Here is a 19,691-nt window from a genome sequence, read left to right as displayed (position 1 = left end):
CGCTCAATGAGCGCCGTTTTTGTATTCTAATTTAAGCTCTAAAAATTATAGAGACTCAGTGAACGTACGTGCGATAACGTCACGTTGCTGTTCAGTTGTTAGAGAGTTGAAACGTACAGCGTAACCCGATACACGGATAGTTAGCTGTGGGTAGTTCTCTGGGTGAGCAACTGCGTCTTCTAGCGTTTCACGCTTAAGAACGTTAACGTTTAGGTGTTGACCACCTTCGATGCGTGGTGCTGCTTCGATTGCAACTTCACGGCTTTCGTACTCGCCTAGGTCTGCAGCTGAGATAACTTGGTCAGCTTCGAAACCTGCAGTAGCAACAACACAACGAGCTTCATTCTTCTCGCTATCTAGTAGCCAGATTGAGTTTAGTAGGTCATCGTTTGCTGCTTTAGTAATTTGAATACCTTGGATCATAACTATCTCCTAGTCCACTGAATGTGGTTTGATTATGGTGTTAACTTTCGATTTTTATTGAGCTGGGTAATATATACCTAATATTAGTAAGGTTAACATTGATTCAAGTCAAAAAACAACCAAAAACCATATTTTCACAAAGGTGATTATATTGAGGTAAATCAATAAAACCTTTGAAAACAAAGTAATTACAAAATATTTTAAAGTATAAAAAATATTTAACAGTCATATTTATTGTAAGTTTACTACATTTGTTGTGTTTTTATTGAACTACAACCGATACGACCCTTTATTTATTAAGCATTCTGAAAGTGTAAAGTGATTTAATGACAAACAATAATTCATCCTCAAAACCGGAAACAAATATTAAGTTTATTGGCGCTCATGTCTCGGCTGCTGGTGGAGTTGATCAGGCGCCTATGCGTGCACGTGAAATAGGTGCCAATGCGTTTGCACTGTTTACCAAGAACCAGAGACAGTGGGCGGCAAAACCACTAGAAGCGAAAACCATTAGTGCCTTTAAAGCCAATTGCAAAATGTTGGGCTACGGTGCTGAGCACATTCTTCCTCATGACTCCTACCTGATTAACCTAGGAGCGCCAGAAGAAGAGAAGCTAGAGAAATCACGCGCGGCTTTTATTGATGAAATGGAGCGTTGTAATCAACTTGGACTAACGCTTTTGAATTTTCATCCTGGGAGTCATTTAAAGAAAATCTCAGAAAGCGAATGTTTGGCGAAGATCGCTGAATCGATAAACCTAGCTCATCAAGCGGTACCTGACGTAATCGCAGTGATCGAGAATACGTCTGGGCAGGGCACTAATCTGGGTTGGAAGTTTGAACATCTAGCCGAGATTATCGAGCAGGTAGAAGATAAGTCACGTGTGGGTGTGTGCTTAGACACCTGCCATACGTTTACTGCTGGCTATGACTTACGTACAAAAGAGGCGTGTGAGCATACTTTTGCTGAGTTCGACCGCATCGTGGGTATGCACTATCTAAGAGCAATGCACATCAATGATTCAAAAGCTGAGTTCGCGAGCCGAGTCGATCGACACCATTCTTTAGGAAAAGGCGAAATTGGCTGGGATTGTTTTGAGTATATTGCCTCTGATTCTCGCTTTAATGGTATCCCTCTTATCTTGGAAACCATTGATTCGACGATCTGGAAAGAGGAAATTCAACAACTTAGAATGTTTCATCGCTCAGCAACGCTAGCGAGCGAACAAGCGTAATAATAGAGGGGGAAATTTATTTCCGTCTATTTCTAAAAATTGGCACCTTTCTTTCATAGTATTAAAGTGAATATGTAGTTCACGATGTCTTAGAGGAGGTGCCTTTATGTATTCAATCACCCAAACTTCAACTATTGCTGTCGCACGCCGTTTACCTACACCAAACCGTCACGTGCATAACCACGGCCACCATCGTACACAGCAGAAAAGTGGTTAATCGAGATAAGCACAACTTGAACTGATTATTATGATTCATCAACAAGTGAACCCTACACATCATGTTTATTGATAGCTGTATGAGGTATAACTAGAGCCTTATTTAGGACAGTTAGCCGATACAGCTATTTTTTTGTCTGGCGAAAGCCGCTAGAAACCTTGATGATTGGGAAGTAAAACGATGACCGCACCAAAGACTTGGGAATCCATTATTAATGATGAACGTGATAAAGAGTACTTTCAGAGTGTCCTCGCGTTTGTTGAACAACAACGTAATAGTGGTAAAACCGTCTACCCGCCACAAGAACAGGTGTTCAGTGCCTTTGATATGACGCCTTTCGAATCCGTGCGAGTGGTTATCTTAGGGCAAGATCCTTATCACGGTGCTAACCAAGCTCACGGCTTAGCATTCTCAGTGCTTCCTGGTGTGAAAATCCCACCTTCTCTACGCAATATGTACAAAGAGCTTGCACAAGATATAGAGGGCTTTGAGATTCCTAGTCATGGTTATCTCGATTCTTGGGCATCGCAAGGGGTGTTGATGTTGAACACAGTCCTTACAGTCGAAGAGGCAAAAGCACACTCACATGCTAAGTGTGGCTGGGAAACCTTTACCGATGCCATTATTGCTGAGCTCAATCAGCGCTCTGAACCGATCATCTTTTTGTTGTGGGGCGCACACGCCCAGAAGAAAGGTCAAGCGATTGATGACGACAAGCATCATGTGTTGGTTGCACCTCACCCATCGCCATTATCGGCACGCCGTGGATTCTTCGGTTGTCAGCATTTCTCTACAACCAACAAGCTGCTTTCTTCTATGGATCAACAACCTATTGACTGGCGTTTACCAACAGAAGTGTAGGTTGGTGGTTTTCTGAGCAGGGTCAAATCATAAATCAGCATATTCGTATACACTTATAAATAGTAGGTGTAATGGAGTGCAATACTATGATGATTGAAAGGATAAGACGAGAGCATGGCTATATGGCTCGTTTACTCGCGATACTCAACAGTAAGTTAGAGTTTCTGAAACAGGAGCGAGAAATAAACTATAGCCTGATCGCAGAGGTGGTTCATTACCTTATGAACCATTCAGACAAAGTGCATCACCCTAAAGAAGACGTCATTTATCGCTACTATCTTAAGCAATATGGCAGCGAGCAAGCGATTGAAGACTTGGAGTTAGAGCATCAATTGCTTTCTGAGAAAACGGCGGACTTTTTAGGTTTGGTCGATATGATCCTTCAAGATGCGGTGGTTCCTCAGCAAGTCTTTATTGAGCAGCTTGAAGCGTTTGTTAAGGCTCAGCGAAAGCACATGGAATATGAAGAGAAGCATGTGCTACCCATGATTGTTGAGGCGTTCACGGTGAAAGATTGGCAAGAAGTGGAGTCTCAATGGCTTCAACCGGAAGATGACCCTGTTTTTGGAGAGACCATCGCCGATCAATATCGCCAACTCGCGGCTCGGGTTCGACAAAATGAACAAGAGTGTGTTTAGCCCGTTGTAATGTTGAGGTGCACCTATTTTAGGTATCCTCTATATTAGAGGGTTGGTTTCCAAATGGCGCTTTGAGCGGATTAACTACCTCAAAAAATAAAAAAGGCACCTATATAGGTGCCTTTTGCTATCTGATTTCTTATCGTGCTGATTAAAGTTTTATATCGTCAAGGCTAAAATCAAGACCTAGGTTCATCTCTCTCAGCTCTTTCTCAAGCTGCCTACGATCGTTGATGGCTTCGATTTCACGCCACTTACGCTTGAGTGGTTTCGAGCGTGATTTTTGAGTTACACGAGGCATTTCTAGTTCTGATACTTCATCGAATTGAAAGCTATCCATAAGCCATATCTCCTTCCGTGGGACTAGTTCTTACGAACCAATAAATATCATATTTAGGTTCACAATAACTTTGATTTGTTTCTCATTTGTTTCAAATCCATGAAGCTTTTGTTCTATTTTCTTATGCATGCTCACACATTGTGAGAATTATTATGTATAAAAAACAGGCAAACAAACCTAAGTAAACGATTAAATTGGGGGTTATTGAATGTTAATTCATTGTGCGAATGGAATAGCGTTTTGACTACAATGCATTGAAGTGCACATGGTACCGTGCGGTATAGGGATCTCATTGGCCTAGAAAAAAACGAAGATCTTCACTATACCTTGTAAAACCTAGGCTGACGTCATTTTTATAGGATGGTGTTCTTGTTGGGGTAGTGCCGTGGCTGTTGTTGATATTATGTCCCGATAATGTGACTTTTATTGGGCTGCATTGTTGAAAGTTGTGTTAACAAAAGGTGTGTTATTAGTGAAATGTCATTTTAATATAAGTGTATTTGCATATTGATTTTTAGGCCGTCTCGCTGCATTATCCGCCCGTCAAAAAATACACTGATACGTAAAATGGATGCATGAAGCGACATTTACAGTCTCAATCGCCGCAAGAATATAACAAGAGTGCCGACACAACATTGACAGAGGCATAGGCGATTAAGAGGAAGGCTAGGAAGCATGATCGGTGCTTAAACTCAATTACGAGGTTCACGTGACAGACTTAATCAATTTGATGAACGATCTCCTTTGGGGATCTATCTTAGTTTACTTACTGGTTGGTGTGGGTATCTACTTCACTGTACGACTAGGCTTCATTCAATTCCGCCATTTCGGCCACATGTTCTCTGTTCTTAGAAACAGCCGTAAAGCAGACAGTGCTGGTATCTCTTCTTTCCAAGCTCTTTGTACTAGTCTCGCTGCTCGTGTAGGTACGGGTAACATGGCAGGTGTTGCTGTAGCACTAACCGCTGGTGGCCCTGGTGCTATCTTCTGGATGTGGCTAATCGCAATGCTAGGTATGGCAACATCGTTTGCAGAAAGCACACTGGCACAGCTATACAAAACGCGTGATAACGACGGTAACTACCGCGGCGGCCCTGCATACTACATGGAGAAAGGCCTAGGCATGCGTTGGATGGGGGTTCTATTCTCTATCTTCCTCATCATTGCATTTGGTCTTGTATTCAACGCGGTTCAAGCGAACGCGATTGCAAGCGCAATGAATACGGCATTCGACCTTGAGCGTAGCTACGTTGGTGTTGGTATCGTAATCATCTCTGCGTTCGTTATCTTCGGTGGTATCCGTAAGATTGCACGCACAGCAGAAATCATCGTTCCAATCATGGCATTGGCTTACCTAGCGATCGCTATGTACGTGATGTTCGCGAACATCGAGAAAGTGCCTGAAGTACTGGCTCTTATCTTCAAGAGTGCATTCGGTCTGCAAGAAGCAGCAGCGGGTGGCCTAGGTTACGCAATCGCACAAGCGATGATTAACGGCATCAAACGTGGTTTGTTCTCGAACGAAGCGGGTATGGGTTCTGCGCCAAACGCAGCAGCTTCTGCTACGCCTTACCCACCGCACCCAGCATCACAAGGTTACGTGCAAATGCTAGGCGTGTTCATGGATACCATTGTTATCTGTTCAGCAACAGTCGCAATCATCCTGATGTCTGGTGAGTATGTACCACACGGTGAAGTAACGGGTATCGAACTAACGCAACGTGCACTAACAGCACAAGTGGGCGAATGGGGCGGCATTTTTGTAGCGGTAGCGATTTTCTTCTTCGCTTTCACTTCAATCATTGCAAACTACTCGTACGCTGAAACGAACCTTATCTTCCTTGAGCACAACAACAAGAAGGGCCTAGTGCTGTTCCGTATCGTTGTTCTGGGTATGGTTATGTTCGGTTCTCTAGCGACGTTACCAACGGTATGGGCACTGGCTGACGTATCGATGGGCCTAATGGCGATTGTTAACTTGGTGGCGATTATCCTGCTATCAGGTATCGTGATTAAGCTAGCGAAAGACTACAACCGCCAACTAGACGCGGGTAAAGTACCAGCATTCGATTCGAATGACTTCCCAGAGCTTAAGTCTCAGCTGGAAGACGGTATTTGGGACAACAACAAGAAGTAATCTTGTTGGAGCGATAAACGGCTCATCCTAAAGTGATTAGAAAGGCTAAGGTTTCGACCTTAGCCTTTTTGTTTGCCTGTCATTTGTCTCATTCTGTCTATCGAAGCTCATTCTCCCTATCGAAGTAATAGGAACAGTCATAAAGACAAGTTGATGTTTTTTCTATACTCTAGCAGCATCCAGTTAGATAACCGATTAGGGTAAAGTTATGTTAGTTGTCGTTTCTCCAGCCAAAACACTTGATTACGAATCACCATTAGCGACGGAACGCTTTAGTCAGCCTGAGTTTGTTGAACACTCTGCTGAGCTGATTGAAGAGTGCCGCAAACTGACGCCAGTAGATATTTCTGCACTGATGAAAGTCAGCGATAAAATCGCAGGGTTGAACGTAGCGCGCTTTGAGCAGTGGAGCGAGACCTTTACCCAAGACAACGCACGGCAAGCAATCCTAGCCTTTAAAGGCGATGTATACACTGGCCTAGACGCTGAAACGCTATCGGATGAAGATTTTGACTACGCACAAGACCACCTGCGCATGCTTTCTGGGTTATATGGCTTGCTTAAGCCATTAGATTTGATGCAGCCATACCGCCTAGAGATGGGTACACGCTTAGCCAATGCTCGTGGTACTAACTTGTACCAGTTCTGGGGCAACATCATCACAGACAAGCTCAATGAAGCGTTGAATGCTCAAGGCGACAATGTGTTGATCAATCTAGCGTCGAACGAATACTTTAAAGCCGTGAAGCCGAAGAACTTGGATGGCCAAGTGATTACCCCTGTATTCAAAGACTGCAAGAACGGTCAGTACAAGGTGATCAGTTTCTACGCGAAGAAAGCGCGTGGCATGATGGCTCGCTACATCATCGAGAACAAGATCGACTCGGTTGAGGCGCTGACCCAGTTTGATACGGCGGGCTACTACTTCGTTGAAGAAGAGTCGAACGCGAAAGAGCTTGTCTTTAAGCGCGAAGAGCAAAACTAGTAGTCCTTGGCTAACGAGTAGCTCTCGGTTTTAGCCTGATAACAGACCAGATAGAGAAAAGCCCCATACAGCGAACTGCATGGGGCTTTTTTATTGAATCGTTGAAGCTGGTAGATTACTTCTTCTTTGCTGCTTTCTTTTTCTTCGCGATTTTTTTCTTCTTCGCGATTTTTTGTTTCTCTACCGCTTTCTTATCTTCTTTCTTCGGCTTCTTCTTCTTAGTCACGGCCGCTTTCTTATGCGTAGGGCGCATGCCTTCGATGAAGCGTTCTTTGATTGGTTCGTCTGTGTAACGAGCCACACGCTCAATCATTAGTTGATCGTGCGCTTCAATGATAGAAACCGCGTTACCTTTTTTACCAGCACGAGCCGTACGGCCAATACGGTGTAGGTATACGTCAGCAGTACGTGGCATGTCGTAGTTGATTACGTGGCTTACGTCTGGAAGGTCGATACCACGAGCAGCAACGTCAGTCGCTAGTAGTACGTTTACAGAGCCGTCACGGAAACGAGCAATCGCGTTGTTACGACGATCTTGAGGCATTTCACCTTGGATCCACGCACATGGGATTTGCGCGCTTTCAAGTTGAGCTCGTAGATCACCTAGACGATCACGCGTCTTCAAGAATACGATGCTGCGCTCAGCTTGCTCTGTGATGACGTGCTTTAGGATGTTCAGCTTGTGCTCTGCCGTGTCTGCACGGTGGTACCACTGAGTGATCTTCTTACGCTCACGAAGTGATGATTTCGCATCGATCTCCGCTGGGTTTTTAAGTAGATCTTCAGTGAAGCCTTCAATGCCTTTACCTTCTAGTGTTGCTGAGAACAGTAAAGTTTGTTTACGCCAGCGACACTCTGCAGACAGACGGTCAACAACAGGACCAAAGCCCATGTCTAGCATGCGGTCGGCTTCATCTAGAACCAGCCATTCAATCGCACGACAGTCAAAACGCTCGCCTTCAATGTATTCCATCAAACGGCCAGGTGTTGCTACTACGATATCTTGAGTGGTACTTAAGATATCTGCGTGCTCTTGGTACATCACACCGCCCGTGATCGTGAAGATATTTAGGCTGGTGTATTTAGCAAGCTCACGTGCTTGTTCGGTGATCTGCATTGCTAGCTCACGCGTTGGCGTCAGGATAAGCATACGTGCAGGGCCAGATTTCTTACGTGGGAAATCCAGTAGGTATTGCAGTGCTGGCAATACAAATGATGCTGTTTTACCAGTACCTGTTGGCGCAGAAGCCAAAACGTCTCTTCCATCTAACGCTTGTGGGATTGCTTCAGCTTGTATCTGTGTTGGACGTTCGTAGCCCATTTCGTCAATTGCTTTAAGCAGCTCTTGGTTTAGATCGAGTTCTGCAAAGGTTCTGATCACTGTTGTTTCTCCACAAGCAATAAATGTTTCTGCCTCAAAAAGCAGACGATAAAAAAGAGTAGTCGGACATTATAGAAGCATTAGTGATTAGGATCACATGGTATTTGCTACATCTTGAGATAAAAATCTTTAGTGAGCGCAATAAATGCTTCGCTATAACCACCTTGATGGTGAATTGTAAGCGATTCGCGCTGCAAATCTTGCTCGCAAGCAGGATCTTTAGATAACTCGAATAAAATTCGGCTAGCTGGCTTTTTATCTGTTGTTTTTACATCAAGGCGTTTTGCTAGATACCAACCACATTGCTCGGCAAGCTTGATAAAACCTTCCCCCTCAGGCGTCGGTAGGATGAAACTGGCAGTCGCGGCGTCGGTTGTTATCTCGAAACAACGCTGGGCAAGCGCTAAATGATCCAAGCTGTCGGTGTGCCTGGCGGTGGCTCTTTGGCTTTGCTGCGCCTGTTCTCCAGAGTTGAAATAGGGCGGGTTACAGATGATCGCATCAAACCTTTGTGGAAAGTCGGTTGTTAACACGCTGCCGTGATCAAGGGAGATACGATTTTGCCAAGGCGACTGCTCAATATTGACAGTGGCAGCATCAATAGCGTGTTGATCAATATCTATCGCAGAGATTGAAGCATCTTCAAAACGCTGCGCAGCCATCAAAGCCAGCAGACCTGTCCCGGTTCCAATATCGAGTACACATGATCTTTGTGGCAGGCTTACCCAAGCGCCAAGTAATACGCCATCGGTACTGACTGGCATACCGCTTTTCCCGCCGTAAATTGAGAATTGCTTAAAATTGAAGCTTTTAGTTTGCACTGTTTTGTCTTTCATTAATGTTCTGAGTATCGAGATATTTTAAGTGATTAGCTCTAATGTTAACCGCTTGTATGAATTAATGTTCTGCTTGGAAGAATATTGTTGTGCATTATGGTTAGTTTATAATTGTGGCTATTTTTCTATAGCTAGTGGAATCCACTGCTTTTTGTTCTCATATGCAAATTTATATGGTGTTTTTGTGTGGTGACTTGCAGCTAGCCAGTTGTTTCGTCATTATGCGCGACTATTTTATAGATTGATTGGCAGCTTTGAGCTGTAACATTCATGTAAGCACAACATAAATTCATAAATATAATTAAGGATTATCTGTGAAACAGAGTCTAAAACTAACAGATATAATGGCATTGGGCTTTATGCTTTTTGCGTTTTTCTTGGGTGCGGGTAACATCATCTTCCCACCTCTAGCTGGCCAATTAGCCGGTGATCACTTCCTTCCAGCGATGTCTGGTTTTCTGCTGACTGCCGTTGGTCTGCCGTTAATCACTATCGTCGCGGTCGCAGTGGCTGGTGGCTCTTGGGGTCACTTAACTAAAGATCTTCCTAAGAAAGCAGCAACCATCATGGCTGTACTGATCTTTATCATTATCGGTCCTGCATTTGCTGCACCGCGTACTGGCCTTGTTGCCTATGAGATGGCGGTGAAACCGTTCTTCATCGATGCCTCTCAAGCTCACCTAACTCTCTTTTCGATTGCATTTTTTGCAGTAGCGATGTTCTTCTCATGGTCGCAAGGTAAGCTTATTGACGTCATTGGTAAGGTGCTAACACCTGCACTGTTCGTTGGTTTGGTTGTGCTGGCGATTGCTGTATTCGTTAACCCTCAAGGCGATATTCTTGCGGCTCACGGTGAGTACATCACTCAACCACTGACCAAAGGTTTCCTTGAAGGCTACAACACCATGGATACTTTTGCTTCTTTGATGTTTGGTATGCTGATTGTTGATGCGATTCGTAGCAAGGGCATTACTGACCGTGCAGCGACGACTAAGTACCTAATTAGCGCGGGTTGTATTGCCGCAGCGGGTCTGGCGTTTGTTTACATCTCTCTATTTTTCCTAGGCGCAACAAGTGCAACAGTCGCAGCTGGTGCAGACAATGGCGGTGCTATTTTAAGCCTATACGTTCAATCGTTGTTTGGTCCTTCTGGTCAGCTAGTGCTTTCTGTGATCGTACTATTAGCATGTCTAACTACGGCGATTGGCCTTGTGTCAGCATGTTCTGATTACTTCAGCTCGCTAACGCCTCTGTCTTACAAGACTTGGGTAATCATCAATGGTGTAGCTTGTGCAACCGTTGCGAACGTTGGTCTTTCTCAACTGATTTCTCTGTCTGTTCCAGTATTGTTTGCACTGTACCCAGTCGCTATCGCGTTGGTTGCTCTGACATTCTTACGTAGCCGTTTCCCTAATCCAAAAGCGGCTTACCGCGTAGTGGTATTAGTGTCACTGCTGTTTGCTCTTATTGATGGCGCTAAAGTAGCGGGTGTAGACGTGTCTGCACTTAAGATGCTGCCACTGTTTGAGATCGGTATGGGTTGGTTGCTTCCAACAACGGCTGCAATCATCTGTATGTTCTTTGTTGGCAAGTCAACAGAACAAGAGATGGCTGAAGAGACTGTTTAATCTTCCGTTGAGATTAGATTGTCCTTCGAGATGAAATAGAAAAGGCCTCATTACTTCGCAGTAATGAGGCCTTTTTGTATTCTGTGGTCTTTTTATATCCAGCTAGTTACTTGGTTAGCTACTTAGCCGGGAGTACTTCTGTTTGGTTATAGCTTTTCGCTGTACTCAACCAGTACTTGCTCAACCCAGCTTGCGATACGGTCGTCGCTTAGCTCGTATTGTGAATCTTCATCAAGCGCCAAACCAACGAATTGAGATTTGTCTTCGGTTAACGCTTTAGACGCTTCGAACTCGTAGCTGTCATCGTTTGGCCAGAAGCCAACAAACTCTGCACCCGCGGTTTTCAGTTCATCATGCAATAGACCCATCGCATCTAGGAACCATTCGCCGTAGCCTTCTTGGTCACCCAAACCAAACAGAGCCACAACCTTGCCTTTCATAGGCGTGGTTGCGATGTCTTCCCACAGTTCATTCCAATCTTCTTGGATTTCACCGAAGTCCCAAGTCGAGATGCCCAGCAATAAAAGGTCGTAGTCCGCCATCAATGAAAGAGGGCTTTCTTTCACGTTATGGATATCAACTAGGTCTTCACCAATAATGCCGCGAATTTTCTCTGCTGCCATTTCTGTGTAGCAGGTGGTTGAGCCGTAAAATAATCCAATTTTCATAGCAAACGTTCGATTTTAATTTCAGATGGCGAATTCTAACCATAAATCGACTTCGATTGCAGCGATTATCCGCTCAAGTCGTAATTTTTATGGCATTCATATTTGCTCTGGCATACTCTCAAAACAGTTTCCAATATTGTGAGTAACACTATGCAGTCGCCTCAAGGGCAGAGCGCAGACCACGGTCTCGTTGAGCAGTTTTTAGATGCTATGTGGATGGAGCGAGGATTATCGGAGAATACGCTTGTCTCGTACCGTACCGATTTGTCTAAGTTATTAGCGTGGATGGAAAAGAACAATTACCGCCTCGACTTCATTAGCCTTTCAGGTTTACAGGATTATCAAGGCTGGTTAGCCGACGCCGATTTTAAGCAGACCTCTCGTGCCCGTATGTTGTCGGCGATTCGTCGCTTGTTCCAATATTTGCACCGCGAGAAAATCAGAGGCGATGATCCAAGTGCCTTGTTGATCAGCCCGAAGCTGCCGCAACGCTTGCCGAAAGATTTGAGCGAAGAACAGGTTGATGCTTTGCTTGATGCGCCAGATCCGAACGATCCGATTGAGCTTCGCGATAAGGCGATGCTTGAGTTACTCTATGCAACCGGTTTGCGTGTGACAGAACTGGTTAGCTTGACGATGGAAAACATCAGCCTAAGACAGGGCGTGGTGCGTGTTATTGGTAAGGGTGGCAAAGAGCGCTTAGTACCAATGGGCGAAAATGCGGTGGATTGGATAGAGACTTTTATTGAACAGGGTCGTCCACATCTACTTGGCGAAAACAGTTCTGATGTGGTTTTTCCGAGTAAACGCGCCAAGCAAATGACCCGTCAGACGTTCTGGTATCGTATTAAGCACTACTCGGTCGTCGCTGGTATCGACACAGAATTGTTGTCACCACACGTATTGAGACACGCTTTTGCGACGCATTTACTGAACTATGGCGCAGATCTCAGGGTCGTACAGATGTTACTTGGGCATAGTGACTTATCGACAACCCAAATTTATACTCACGTGGCGACTGAAAGGCTCAAGCAAATTCATGCGCAGCATCACCCACGTGCTTAAATCCATTTATTTTTAAGGTGAACTTAATGAGCGTATTACGCCGTCTTCCTCTACTAGCGCTTCCTCTTATGATTACTGCATGTAATGCATCAGAAGCGAAAGTAGAAACAACGTCAACAGCCGTAGAAGCTGCTCCTGCTCAAGCTATTGATACTGCAGCGTTAACTAAGCGTTTTGAAAAGATCGGCATTAAGGTCGATAAGATTGTTCCTTCGGATATCGATGGTCTTTTAGAAGTTCAAACCAACAGCGGCATTATCTTTTCTTCTCCTAAGGGCGACCATTTTCTAGCCGGTACACTTTACTCTTTGGATGACAACGGTAAGTTCAGTGATGTTTTGGCTGAGCGTCAAGCTCCGTTGAATGCTGAAAAAGTAGCAGCAATGTCGGATACGGTTATTGAATACAAAGCCGATAACGAAAAGTATGTTGTGACGGTATTTACTGACATTACGTGTGGCTACTGTGTTCGTCTGCACAGCCAAATGCAGGGCTACAACGATCTGGGTATTACCGTTCGTTACATGGCTTATCCACGCCAAGGTGCGACAGGGCAAGTTGCCGATCAAATGGCAGCAATCTGGGCTTCAGATGATCCAAAAACAGCGATGCATGACGCTAAAGTAAATCGTCAAATGCCAGCGTCTGGTAAAGATCTAGCAGAGCAAAAGCAGATCATTGCTAAACAGTACCAATTAGGTCGTGAGCTTGGCATCAATGGCACACCGGCTATCGTGCTAGCAAGTGGTGAGTTGGTGAGTGGTTACTTACCGCCAGCACAACTTCTTCAACGTTTAGAGCAATAATCTCGTTTTCTGTATTGCCAATTTATCCCCCATGTTTTTGATTTAAGGAGTGGCCTGATTGATATCGGGCCCATTTTTATATGATAGAGATCCAACGCCGTCCTGAGGTCGACATTTCAGTCTTACCTGCTCACTTACCTGACTTGTTAAAGCGCATTTATGTGAGTCGTGGAATCGACAGTGCCGACCAACTAGAGACAGCAGCGAAAGGCTTGCACTCTTATCAAAAACTGGGCGGCATTGATGCTGCGGTTGAGCTGTTGTTCAAAGCTATTCAGCAGCAAAAACGCATCATCATTGTTGGTGACTTTGATGCCGATGGCGCGACCAGCTCGGCGCTGTCTGTTTTAGCGTTACGTATGCTCGGCAGCTCTAACGTCGACTATCTGGTACCAAACCGTTTTGAAGATGGTTATGGCTTGAGCCCTGAGGTTGTTGAACAGGCAATCGAGCTTGGTGCTGAAGTGATCATGACGGTCGACAACGGTGTATCTTCAATTGAAGGTGTTCGCTTTGCTAAAGAGAAAGGGCTAGAGGTTCTGGTTACCGATCATCACTTGCCGGGCAATGAACTGCCAATGGTCGATGCTATGGTTAACCCAAACCTTGAAAGTTGTGCTTTTCCTTCGAAAGCCCTAGCGGGGGTTGGTGTCGCTTTTTACCTGATGATGGCATTGTGTGTTCACATGCGTAAATTGGGTTGGTTTGCAGAGCGCGGCATGACAGAACCTAAGTTGATGGAACTGATTGACCTTGTGGCGCTGGGTACGGTTGCCGACGTGGTTCCACTCGATGAAAACAACCGAATTTTAGTTCATCAAGGTTTGCAACGTATTCGTGCGGGTAAAGCTCGTCCGGGCATTCAAGCCTTGATCGAAATTGCTAAGCGAGACGCTAAGCGTTTGGTGGCGTCTGACTTTGGCTTTGCTCTTGGTCCTCGTATCAATGCAGCTGGTCGATTAGACGACATGTCTTTTGGTGTTGAGCTGCTAATGAGTAACAACATCCATGCGGCTCGTCGAATGGCGAGTGAGTTAGATGGCTTGAACCAAACACGTAAAGAGATCGAAGAGGGTATGAAGCAAGAAGCGATGGCTTTTTGTGAGCGCCTTGAATTTGGTAAAGACGACCTACCTTCTGGCTTGGCACTATTCCAACGTGATTGGCACCAAGGTGTGATTGGTATTTTGGCTTCGCGTATCAAAGACAAATACCACCGCCCAGTGATTGCGTTTGCAGATGGCGGCGAAGGCAGTATCAAAGGTTCATGTCGTTCAATTCCGGGTCTGCACATGCGTGATGCATTGGACCGAATTGATACTCAAAACCCTGGCTTGATTCTTAAATTTGGTGGCCACGCAATGGCGGCTGGTTTAACCATCATGGAAAAGGACTTTGAACGCTTCAGCAAGCTGTTCGATGATGTGGTGAAGAATGAACTTGGAGAAACAGCACTGAAGGGCATTATCTTGTCTGATGGTGAGCTGTTACCAGAAGAGTTCTCGATGCACACCGCTGAAACGCTGCGTTCAGGTGGCCCGTGGGGACAAGCTTTCCCTGAGCCAATCTTCGATGGTGAGTTTAAAGTGCTGCACCAAAAGCTGGTGGGTGAAAAGCACCTTAAGCTGATGCTTGAGCCGCTCTACAAAGGCCACCCAACCAATGTGATGATTGACGGTATTGCCTTTAACGTCGACCTACGTCGCTGGCCTGATGCATCAGTAAAAACCGTTCATCTTGCATTTAAGCTCGATATCAACGAATTTCGCGGCAACCAATCGTTGCAGCTGATGATTGATCATATCGAAGCCAAATAGTGATTTTGGGCTCAATAATGCTCATCATATAGTGCCAAATTCAACAAGCTCTGTTCAAAAACAGGGCTTGTTTTCCTTCCTGCCCTTACAAAATTTACGTGTTTTTTATGCCTGTCAATTTTATATCCCATTAAGTTGTTGAATCTTGGTTCACCACTCTAAAAAATTCTGTATCTCCGTCACACTTTTGAGTACAATTCTTCGGTTAAATTCTACTCATAAATGATGAGCTAAAATGTTTGAAATCAATCCTATAAAAAACCGTCTGCAGGATGTGTCTGAGCGCACAAATATCCTGAGGGGGTATCTTTGACTATGACGCTAAGAAAGAGCGTCTAGAAGAAGTAAACGCAGAATTAGAACAACCGGATGTATGGAACGAACCTGAGCGTGCTCAAGCGCTAGGTAAAGAACGTTCTGCATTGGAAGCGGTAGTAGAAACGATCGACCAACTTGACCAAGGTGTTGAGGATGTTGATGGCCTATTAGAGCTTGCGGTTGAAGAAGAAGATCAAGAAACGTTCGATGAAATTGAACCAGAACTGGCCGAGCTTGAAGCTAAGCTAGAGAAGCTGGAATTCCGTCGTATGTTCTCTGGTGATCACGATGCATCAGATTGCTACATCGATTTACAGTCAGGTTCGGGCGGTACAGAAGCTCAAGACTGGACTTCAATGATGTTGCGCATGTACTTACGTTGGGCAGATTCGAAAGGCTTCAAGACTGAAGTTATCGAAGTGTCGGATGGTGATGTTGCTGGCCTTAAAGGCGCAACGGTACGTATTTCTGGTGAGTATGCTTACGGTTGGTTACGCACAGAGACTGGTGTTCACCGTCTAGTTCGTAAGTCACCATTTGATTCAAGTGGTCGTCGTCATACTTCATTTGCATCTGCGTTTATCTATCCTGAGATTGATGACAACATTACGATCGACATTAATCCTTCTGACCTACGTATTGACGTATACCGTGCCTCTGGCGCTGGTGGTCAGCACGTAAACACCACGGAATCAGCGGTACGTATTACTCACGTTCCGACTAACACTGTGGTTCAGTGTCAGAATGACCGTTCGCAGCATAAGAACAAAGATCAAGCGATGAAGCAGCTACGTGCTAAGCTTTTTGAACTTGAGATTCAAAAACAAAATGCTGAAAAACAAGCGAGCGAAGAGACGAAATCAGACATCGGTTGGGGCAGTCAAATCCGCTCTTACGTGCTGGATGATTCTCGTATCAAAGATTTACGCACCGGCATCGAAAACCGTAATACTCAAGCGGTTCTTGACGGTGACTTAGACAAGTTTATTGAAGCTAGCCTGAAATCAGGTCTGTAAGCTTTATCAACTATTAAGCTTTACCAATAATATTGGTAAAAATGCCTATATTTGCAAAAATATAGCGGTCCAAATTTTAAAAGCAGGGTACATCTCTAATGACTGATGCTGTTCAAAACGAAAACGCACAAGAAGCTTCTTCACCTGAAGAGAACAAACTAATCGCTGAGCGCCGCAGCAAGCTGGATCACATCCGCCAAAACTGCAAAGCTAACGGTCACCCAAATGACTTCCGTCGTGAGCACCTAGCTGGCGATCTTCAAGCGGAATTCGGTGAGAAGACTAAGGAAGAGCTAGAAGAGCTTAACCACATCGTTGCGATCGCTGGTCGTGTTATGGCGAAGCGTGGTCCATTCCTTGCGATTCAAGAAACTTCTGGTCGTATCCAAGCATACGCAGCGAAAGACGTTCAAAAAGTACTGAAAGAGAAGTACCAAGGCCTAGATATCGGTGACATCATCGGTGTTAAAGGTGCGCTTCACAAATCAGGTAAAGGCGACCTTTACGTGAACATGGAAGAGTTTGAATTGCTGACTAAAGCACTTCGTCCTCTACCAGAGAAGTTCCACGGTCTAACTGACCAAGAGATGCGTTACCGTCAGCGTTACGTTGACCTAATCGTGAACGAAGATTCTCGTAATGCATTCATCGTGCGTTCTAAGCTTGTATCTTCAATCCGTAACTTCATGAGCGCGAAAGGCTACCTAGAAGTTGAAACGCCAATGATGCACGTGATCCCGGGTGGCGCAACTGCACGTCCGTTCATCACTCATCACAATGCACTAGACATCGACATGTACCTACGTGTTGCACCAGAGCTTTACCTTAAGCGTCTAGTGGTGGGTGGTTTTGACCGTGTATTCGAGATCAACCGTAACTTCCGTAACGAAGGTCTATCTCCACGTCACAACCCAGAATTCACAATGATGGAATTCTACCAAGCGTACTCTGACTACAAAGACCTTATGGATCTGACAGAAGAGATGCTAAGCACGGCAGCAATGGACGTTCTTGGTTCTACTTCTATGCCTTACGGTGACGAAACGGTTGAGTTCGGTGGCACTTACGCTCGCATGAGCATGTTCGATGCAATCAAACACTACAACCCTGAGCACGCTGAGATTCAAGCGCTAACAGAAGCAGACCTACAAGACCGTGAAAAGATGGTTGCTATCGCAAAATCTGTACACGTAGACGTAGAAACGTTCTGGACATGTGGTCAGCTTCTAGAAGAGATCTTTGGTGAAACGGCTGAGCCTCAGCTAATTCAACCAACGTTCATCACTGGCTACCCAGCGGACATCTCTCCTCTAGCTCGTCGTAGCGATGACAACCCGTTCTTCACAGACCGTTTTGAGTTCTTCATCGGTGGCCGTGAAGTTGCGAATGGTTTCTCTGAGCTTAACGATGCACAAGACCAAGACGAGCGTTTCAAAGCGCAAGTTAACGCGAAAGACGCGGGTGATGACGAAGCGATGTACTACGATGCAGACTACATTACTGCACTAGAGCACGGCCTACCGCCAACAGCGGGTCAAGGTATCGGTATCGACCGTCTAGCAATGCTATTTACAAACACGCACACAATCCGTGACGTGATCTTGTTCCCGGCAATGCGTCCACAGGCGTAATTCTCGCTTATAGGGCGTAACAGCCTATGTAATTAAAAAGCCACCTTCGGGTGGCTTTTTCTGTTTTGGGGCTTCAAAACCTAGTCTGTACCGCACTCTTGATTCGAAAAATCGTTATTTCTGACATAGTCTTACTATTGAGACATAAAATCTAAGATAGTCTCACTACTATACGTCTCTGCGCTGAATACGCTCTCGCGGCATTTTGTCGAACGATGAAGCAGTGACTCGTATTAGTCTGATTTAAATAAAAATAGAATAAGGAAGAAGGATGGGAACTCAATTTAAGATGGATTCCTTACCAGGTTCTCTTATCGTCGTTGGTGGTGCGTACGAACCCTGGTTATCAGTGTTAGAACAAGTGGGTTGGCAGTGTACCCAGTGTGCAGATTTACGAAAAGCCGATGCCTTGATTGCTGATATTGGCCCATGTATTGGTATTGTCGATCTTAGTCATGATGAGTTCAGTCTCAACGGTATTGCTAACCTTGTGAGCAATAACAAGCAGGTGAGATGGCTCGCCTTTATCCGTGAATCTCAATTAAGCTCTGATACGATCTGCCAGTTTATCGTCAACTTCTGTATCGACTTTTTCACGGCACCAATCCCAGATGCTCAATTGCTGAGTACCATTGGTCACCAACTGGGTATGCTTAAGCTTGAGCAGAAGGTATGGCCAAACTACGGCATCAATAACAACATGGGACTGCTAGGCGATTCTGTGGCCGTGAAGCGCTTGAGAGACCAAGTAAAGCGTATTGGGCCGACTGATGTCAGTATCTTGATTTATGGCGAGAGTGGGGCTGGTAAAGAGACGATTGCACGCTCGATTCATCAAAATTCGTCGCGAGCACAGAAACCATTTTTAACGGTTAACTGTCGTGCCTTGTCTGAAATGAGAATAGAGGCCGAGGTGTTTGGCATATCAGCACAGTCAGCGACTGCGCCTTGTATGTTGGAAGAAGCCGATGGCGGAACCATCTTGCTTAATGATGTTTTAGCGATGCCACGCAATCAACAACTGAACCTGTTGCGCTTTCTACAAGAAGGTAAGATTGAAACTGCGAATGGACCTAAATCTGTCGATGTGCGTATTCTGGCCGCGAACTCCTCTGATATCGAGAAGGCGTTGATCGAGGGCGACTTCAATGAAGAGCTTTATCACTATATCAATGTTCTGCGTATTCATGTTCCAAGCTTAAAAGAGCGTGTGAGCGATATTTCTGTGTTAGCGAATCATTTCTTACGTGAGTACTCGAAAGAGTTTAATGCTCAGGCTAAGAGTTTCTCAGAGGATGCTATTCGTTCAATGAATCGCTACCACTGGCCAGGCAACGTTCGTGAGCTGATGAATCAGATAAAGCGTGTTGTTCTGATGTCGGATGCCGTGATCATAGAAGATCACCAACTTGATTTACCAAAACAGAATGATGAACGTCGCAGTTTGAAAAGCATTCGTGAGCGTTCAGAGCGCGATGCATTGTTGATTGTATTGGAATCTTACGGTGGACAGGTCTCGTTGGCTGCTAAGGAGCTCGGAGTATCACGAGCAACGATGTACCGTTTATTGAATAAACACAGCCTTATTTCTGAGGGCGTTATTTAGAATTCTTTGCTAAGTGATTCAATCTGTTAATGTAAATTTAAGAGCGACGCATCATGCGTGGCTCTTTTTGTTGGTGCGCCGAG

17 protein-coding genes are annotated in these 19,691 nt (G+C 45.1%); 12 read left to right on the top strand and 5 right to left on the bottom strand.

Translation table 11 applies throughout. The annotated features are described in order from the left end of the window. Positions 1–45: 45 nt before the first annotated feature. Complete coding sequence (grcA, locus tag AB4209_RS15470) at positions 46–423, bottom strand: autonomous glycyl radical cofactor GrcA (protein WP_017059315.1); 378 nt, start codon at positions 421–423, stop codon at positions 46–48. A 326-nt stretch (positions 424–749) separates the two neighbouring features. Here grcA and nfo point away from each other — a divergent pair, with 326 nt between their 5' ends. From nfo to AB4209_RS15455, 3 genes are all read left to right on the top strand, one after another. Next, positions 750–1,658, top strand: coding sequence for a deoxyribonuclease IV (nfo, locus tag AB4209_RS15465; protein WP_102319761.1), 909 nt, complete (start codon positions 750–752; stop codon positions 1,656–1,658). A gap of 397 nt (positions 1,659–2,055) precedes the next feature. Continuing rightward, on the top strand, positions 2,056–2,736 hold the full coding sequence (gene ung / locus AB4209_RS15460; protein WP_017059317.1) for a uracil-DNA glycosylase: 681 nt from the start codon (positions 2,056–2,058) through the stop codon (positions 2,734–2,736). An 86-nt stretch (positions 2,737–2,822) separates the two neighbouring features. Continuing rightward, positions 2,823–3,374 carry a hemerythrin domain-containing protein gene (locus AB4209_RS15455; protein WP_017070073.1) on the top strand — a complete coding sequence of 184 codons (552 nt, stop codon included), beginning with the start codon at positions 2,823–2,825 and terminating at the stop codon, positions 3,372–3,374. A 151-nt stretch (positions 3,375–3,525) separates the two neighbouring features. Here the strand turns inward: AB4209_RS15455 and AB4209_RS15450 are convergent, their stop codons facing one another. Continuing rightward, positions 3,526–3,714, bottom strand: a complete 189-nt coding sequence (locus AB4209_RS15450) for a DUF3545 family protein (protein ID WP_017059319.1) — start codon at positions 3,712–3,714, stop codon at positions 3,526–3,528. Positions 3,715–4,423: 709 nt separating this feature from the next. Between AB4209_RS15450 and AB4209_RS15445 the strand changes: the two genes are divergently transcribed. Then, the gene (locus AB4209_RS15445; RefSeq protein ID WP_102394356.1) at positions 4,424–5,851 is read left to right on the top strand and encodes a sodium:alanine symporter family protein; all 1,428 of its coding nucleotides are present in this window, start codon (positions 4,424–4,426) and stop codon (positions 5,849–5,851) included. A gap of 208 nt (positions 5,852–6,059) precedes the next feature. Beyond that, positions 6,060–6,836, top strand: coding sequence for a peroxide stress protein YaaA (gene yaaA, locus AB4209_RS15440; RefSeq protein ID WP_017059322.1), 777 nt, complete (start codon positions 6,060–6,062; stop codon positions 6,834–6,836). Between the two features lie 115 nt (positions 6,837–6,951). Here yaaA and srmB read toward each other — a convergent pair whose 3' ends face one another. Further along, positions 6,952–8,217 carry an ATP-dependent RNA helicase SrmB gene (gene srmB / locus AB4209_RS15435; protein ID WP_017059323.1) on the bottom strand — a complete coding sequence of 422 codons (1,266 nt, stop codon included), beginning with the start codon at positions 8,215–8,217 and terminating at the stop codon, positions 6,952–6,954. Between the two features lie 107 nt (positions 8,218–8,324). Then, positions 8,325–9,053 carry a tRNA1(Val) (adenine(37)-N6)-methyltransferase gene (locus AB4209_RS15430; protein ID WP_017062876.1) on the bottom strand — a complete coding sequence of 243 codons (729 nt, stop codon included), beginning with the start codon at positions 9,051–9,053 and terminating at the stop codon, positions 8,325–8,327. Positions 9,054–9,367: 314 nt separating this feature from the next. Between AB4209_RS15430 and brnQ the strand changes: the two genes are divergently transcribed. Then, a complete protein-coding gene (gene brnQ, locus AB4209_RS15425) occupies positions 9,368–10,681 on the top strand; it encodes a branched-chain amino acid transport system II carrier protein (protein WP_017059325.1) in 1,314 nt (437 codons plus the stop codon). 146 nt (positions 10,682–10,827) lie between these two features. Here brnQ and fldB read toward each other — a convergent pair whose 3' ends face one another. After that, positions 10,828–11,349 carry a flavodoxin FldB gene (gene fldB / locus AB4209_RS15420; RefSeq protein WP_017062875.1) on the bottom strand — a complete coding sequence of 174 codons (522 nt, stop codon included), beginning with the start codon at positions 11,347–11,349 and terminating at the stop codon, positions 10,828–10,830. 150 nt (positions 11,350–11,499) lie between these two features. Here fldB and xerD point away from each other — a divergent pair, with 150 nt between their 5' ends. The 6 genes from xerD to vpsR all read left to right on the top strand — a co-directional run bounded on the left by xerD (position 11,500) and on the right by vpsR (position 19,608). Continuing rightward, positions 11,500–12,414, top strand: a complete 915-nt coding sequence (gene xerD, locus AB4209_RS15415; protein WP_017059327.1) for a site-specific tyrosine recombinase XerD — start codon at positions 11,500–11,502, stop codon at positions 12,412–12,414. Between the two features lie 26 nt (positions 12,415–12,440). Then, the gene (locus tag AB4209_RS15410) at positions 12,441–13,220 is read left to right on the top strand and encodes a thioredoxin fold domain-containing protein (protein ID WP_017059328.1); all 780 of its coding nucleotides are present in this window, start codon (positions 12,441–12,443) and stop codon (positions 13,218–13,220) included. Positions 13,221–13,300: 80 nt separating this feature from the next. Beyond that, positions 13,301–15,037 (top strand): single-stranded-DNA-specific exonuclease RecJ, encoded by a 1,737-nt coding sequence (gene recJ / locus AB4209_RS15405; RefSeq protein WP_372056408.1) that lies wholly within the window; start codon positions 13,301–13,303, stop codon positions 15,035–15,037. A 235-nt stretch (positions 15,038–15,272) separates the two neighbouring features. Beyond that, positions 15,273–16,371 (top strand): peptide chain release factor 2 gene (gene prfB, locus AB4209_RS15400; RefSeq protein WP_100208942.1). Its coding sequence is split into 2 segments (ribosomal slippage): positions 15,273–15,347 and positions 15,349–16,371, totalling 1,098 coding nucleotides; the frame shifts between segments, so codons are not numbered across the junction. A gap of 98 nt (positions 16,372–16,469) precedes the next feature. Beyond that, positions 16,470–18,002: a lysine--tRNA ligase gene (lysS, locus tag AB4209_RS15395; RefSeq protein WP_017059330.1), complete on the top strand. Its 1,533-nt coding sequence runs from the start codon at positions 16,470–16,472 to the stop codon at positions 18,000–18,002. Positions 18,003–18,273: 271 nt separating this feature from the next. Continuing rightward, entirely contained in the window at positions 18,274–19,608 is a 1,335-nt protein-coding gene (gene vpsR, locus AB4209_RS15390; protein WP_136973917.1) for a cyclic-di-GMP-binding transcriptional regulator VpsR, read from the top strand. The last annotated feature ends 83 nt before the right edge of the window (positions 19,609–19,691 follow it).

The sequence above is a fragment of the Vibrio sp. 10N.286.48.C11 genome (genome assembly GCF_041469805.1).
Lineage (GTDB): Bacteria > Pseudomonadota > Gammaproteobacteria > Enterobacterales > Vibrionaceae > Vibrio > Vibrio crassostreae_C.
Note: the sequence above shows the minus strand (reverse complement) of the source record. Positions and strands in the feature narration are given on the sequence as shown.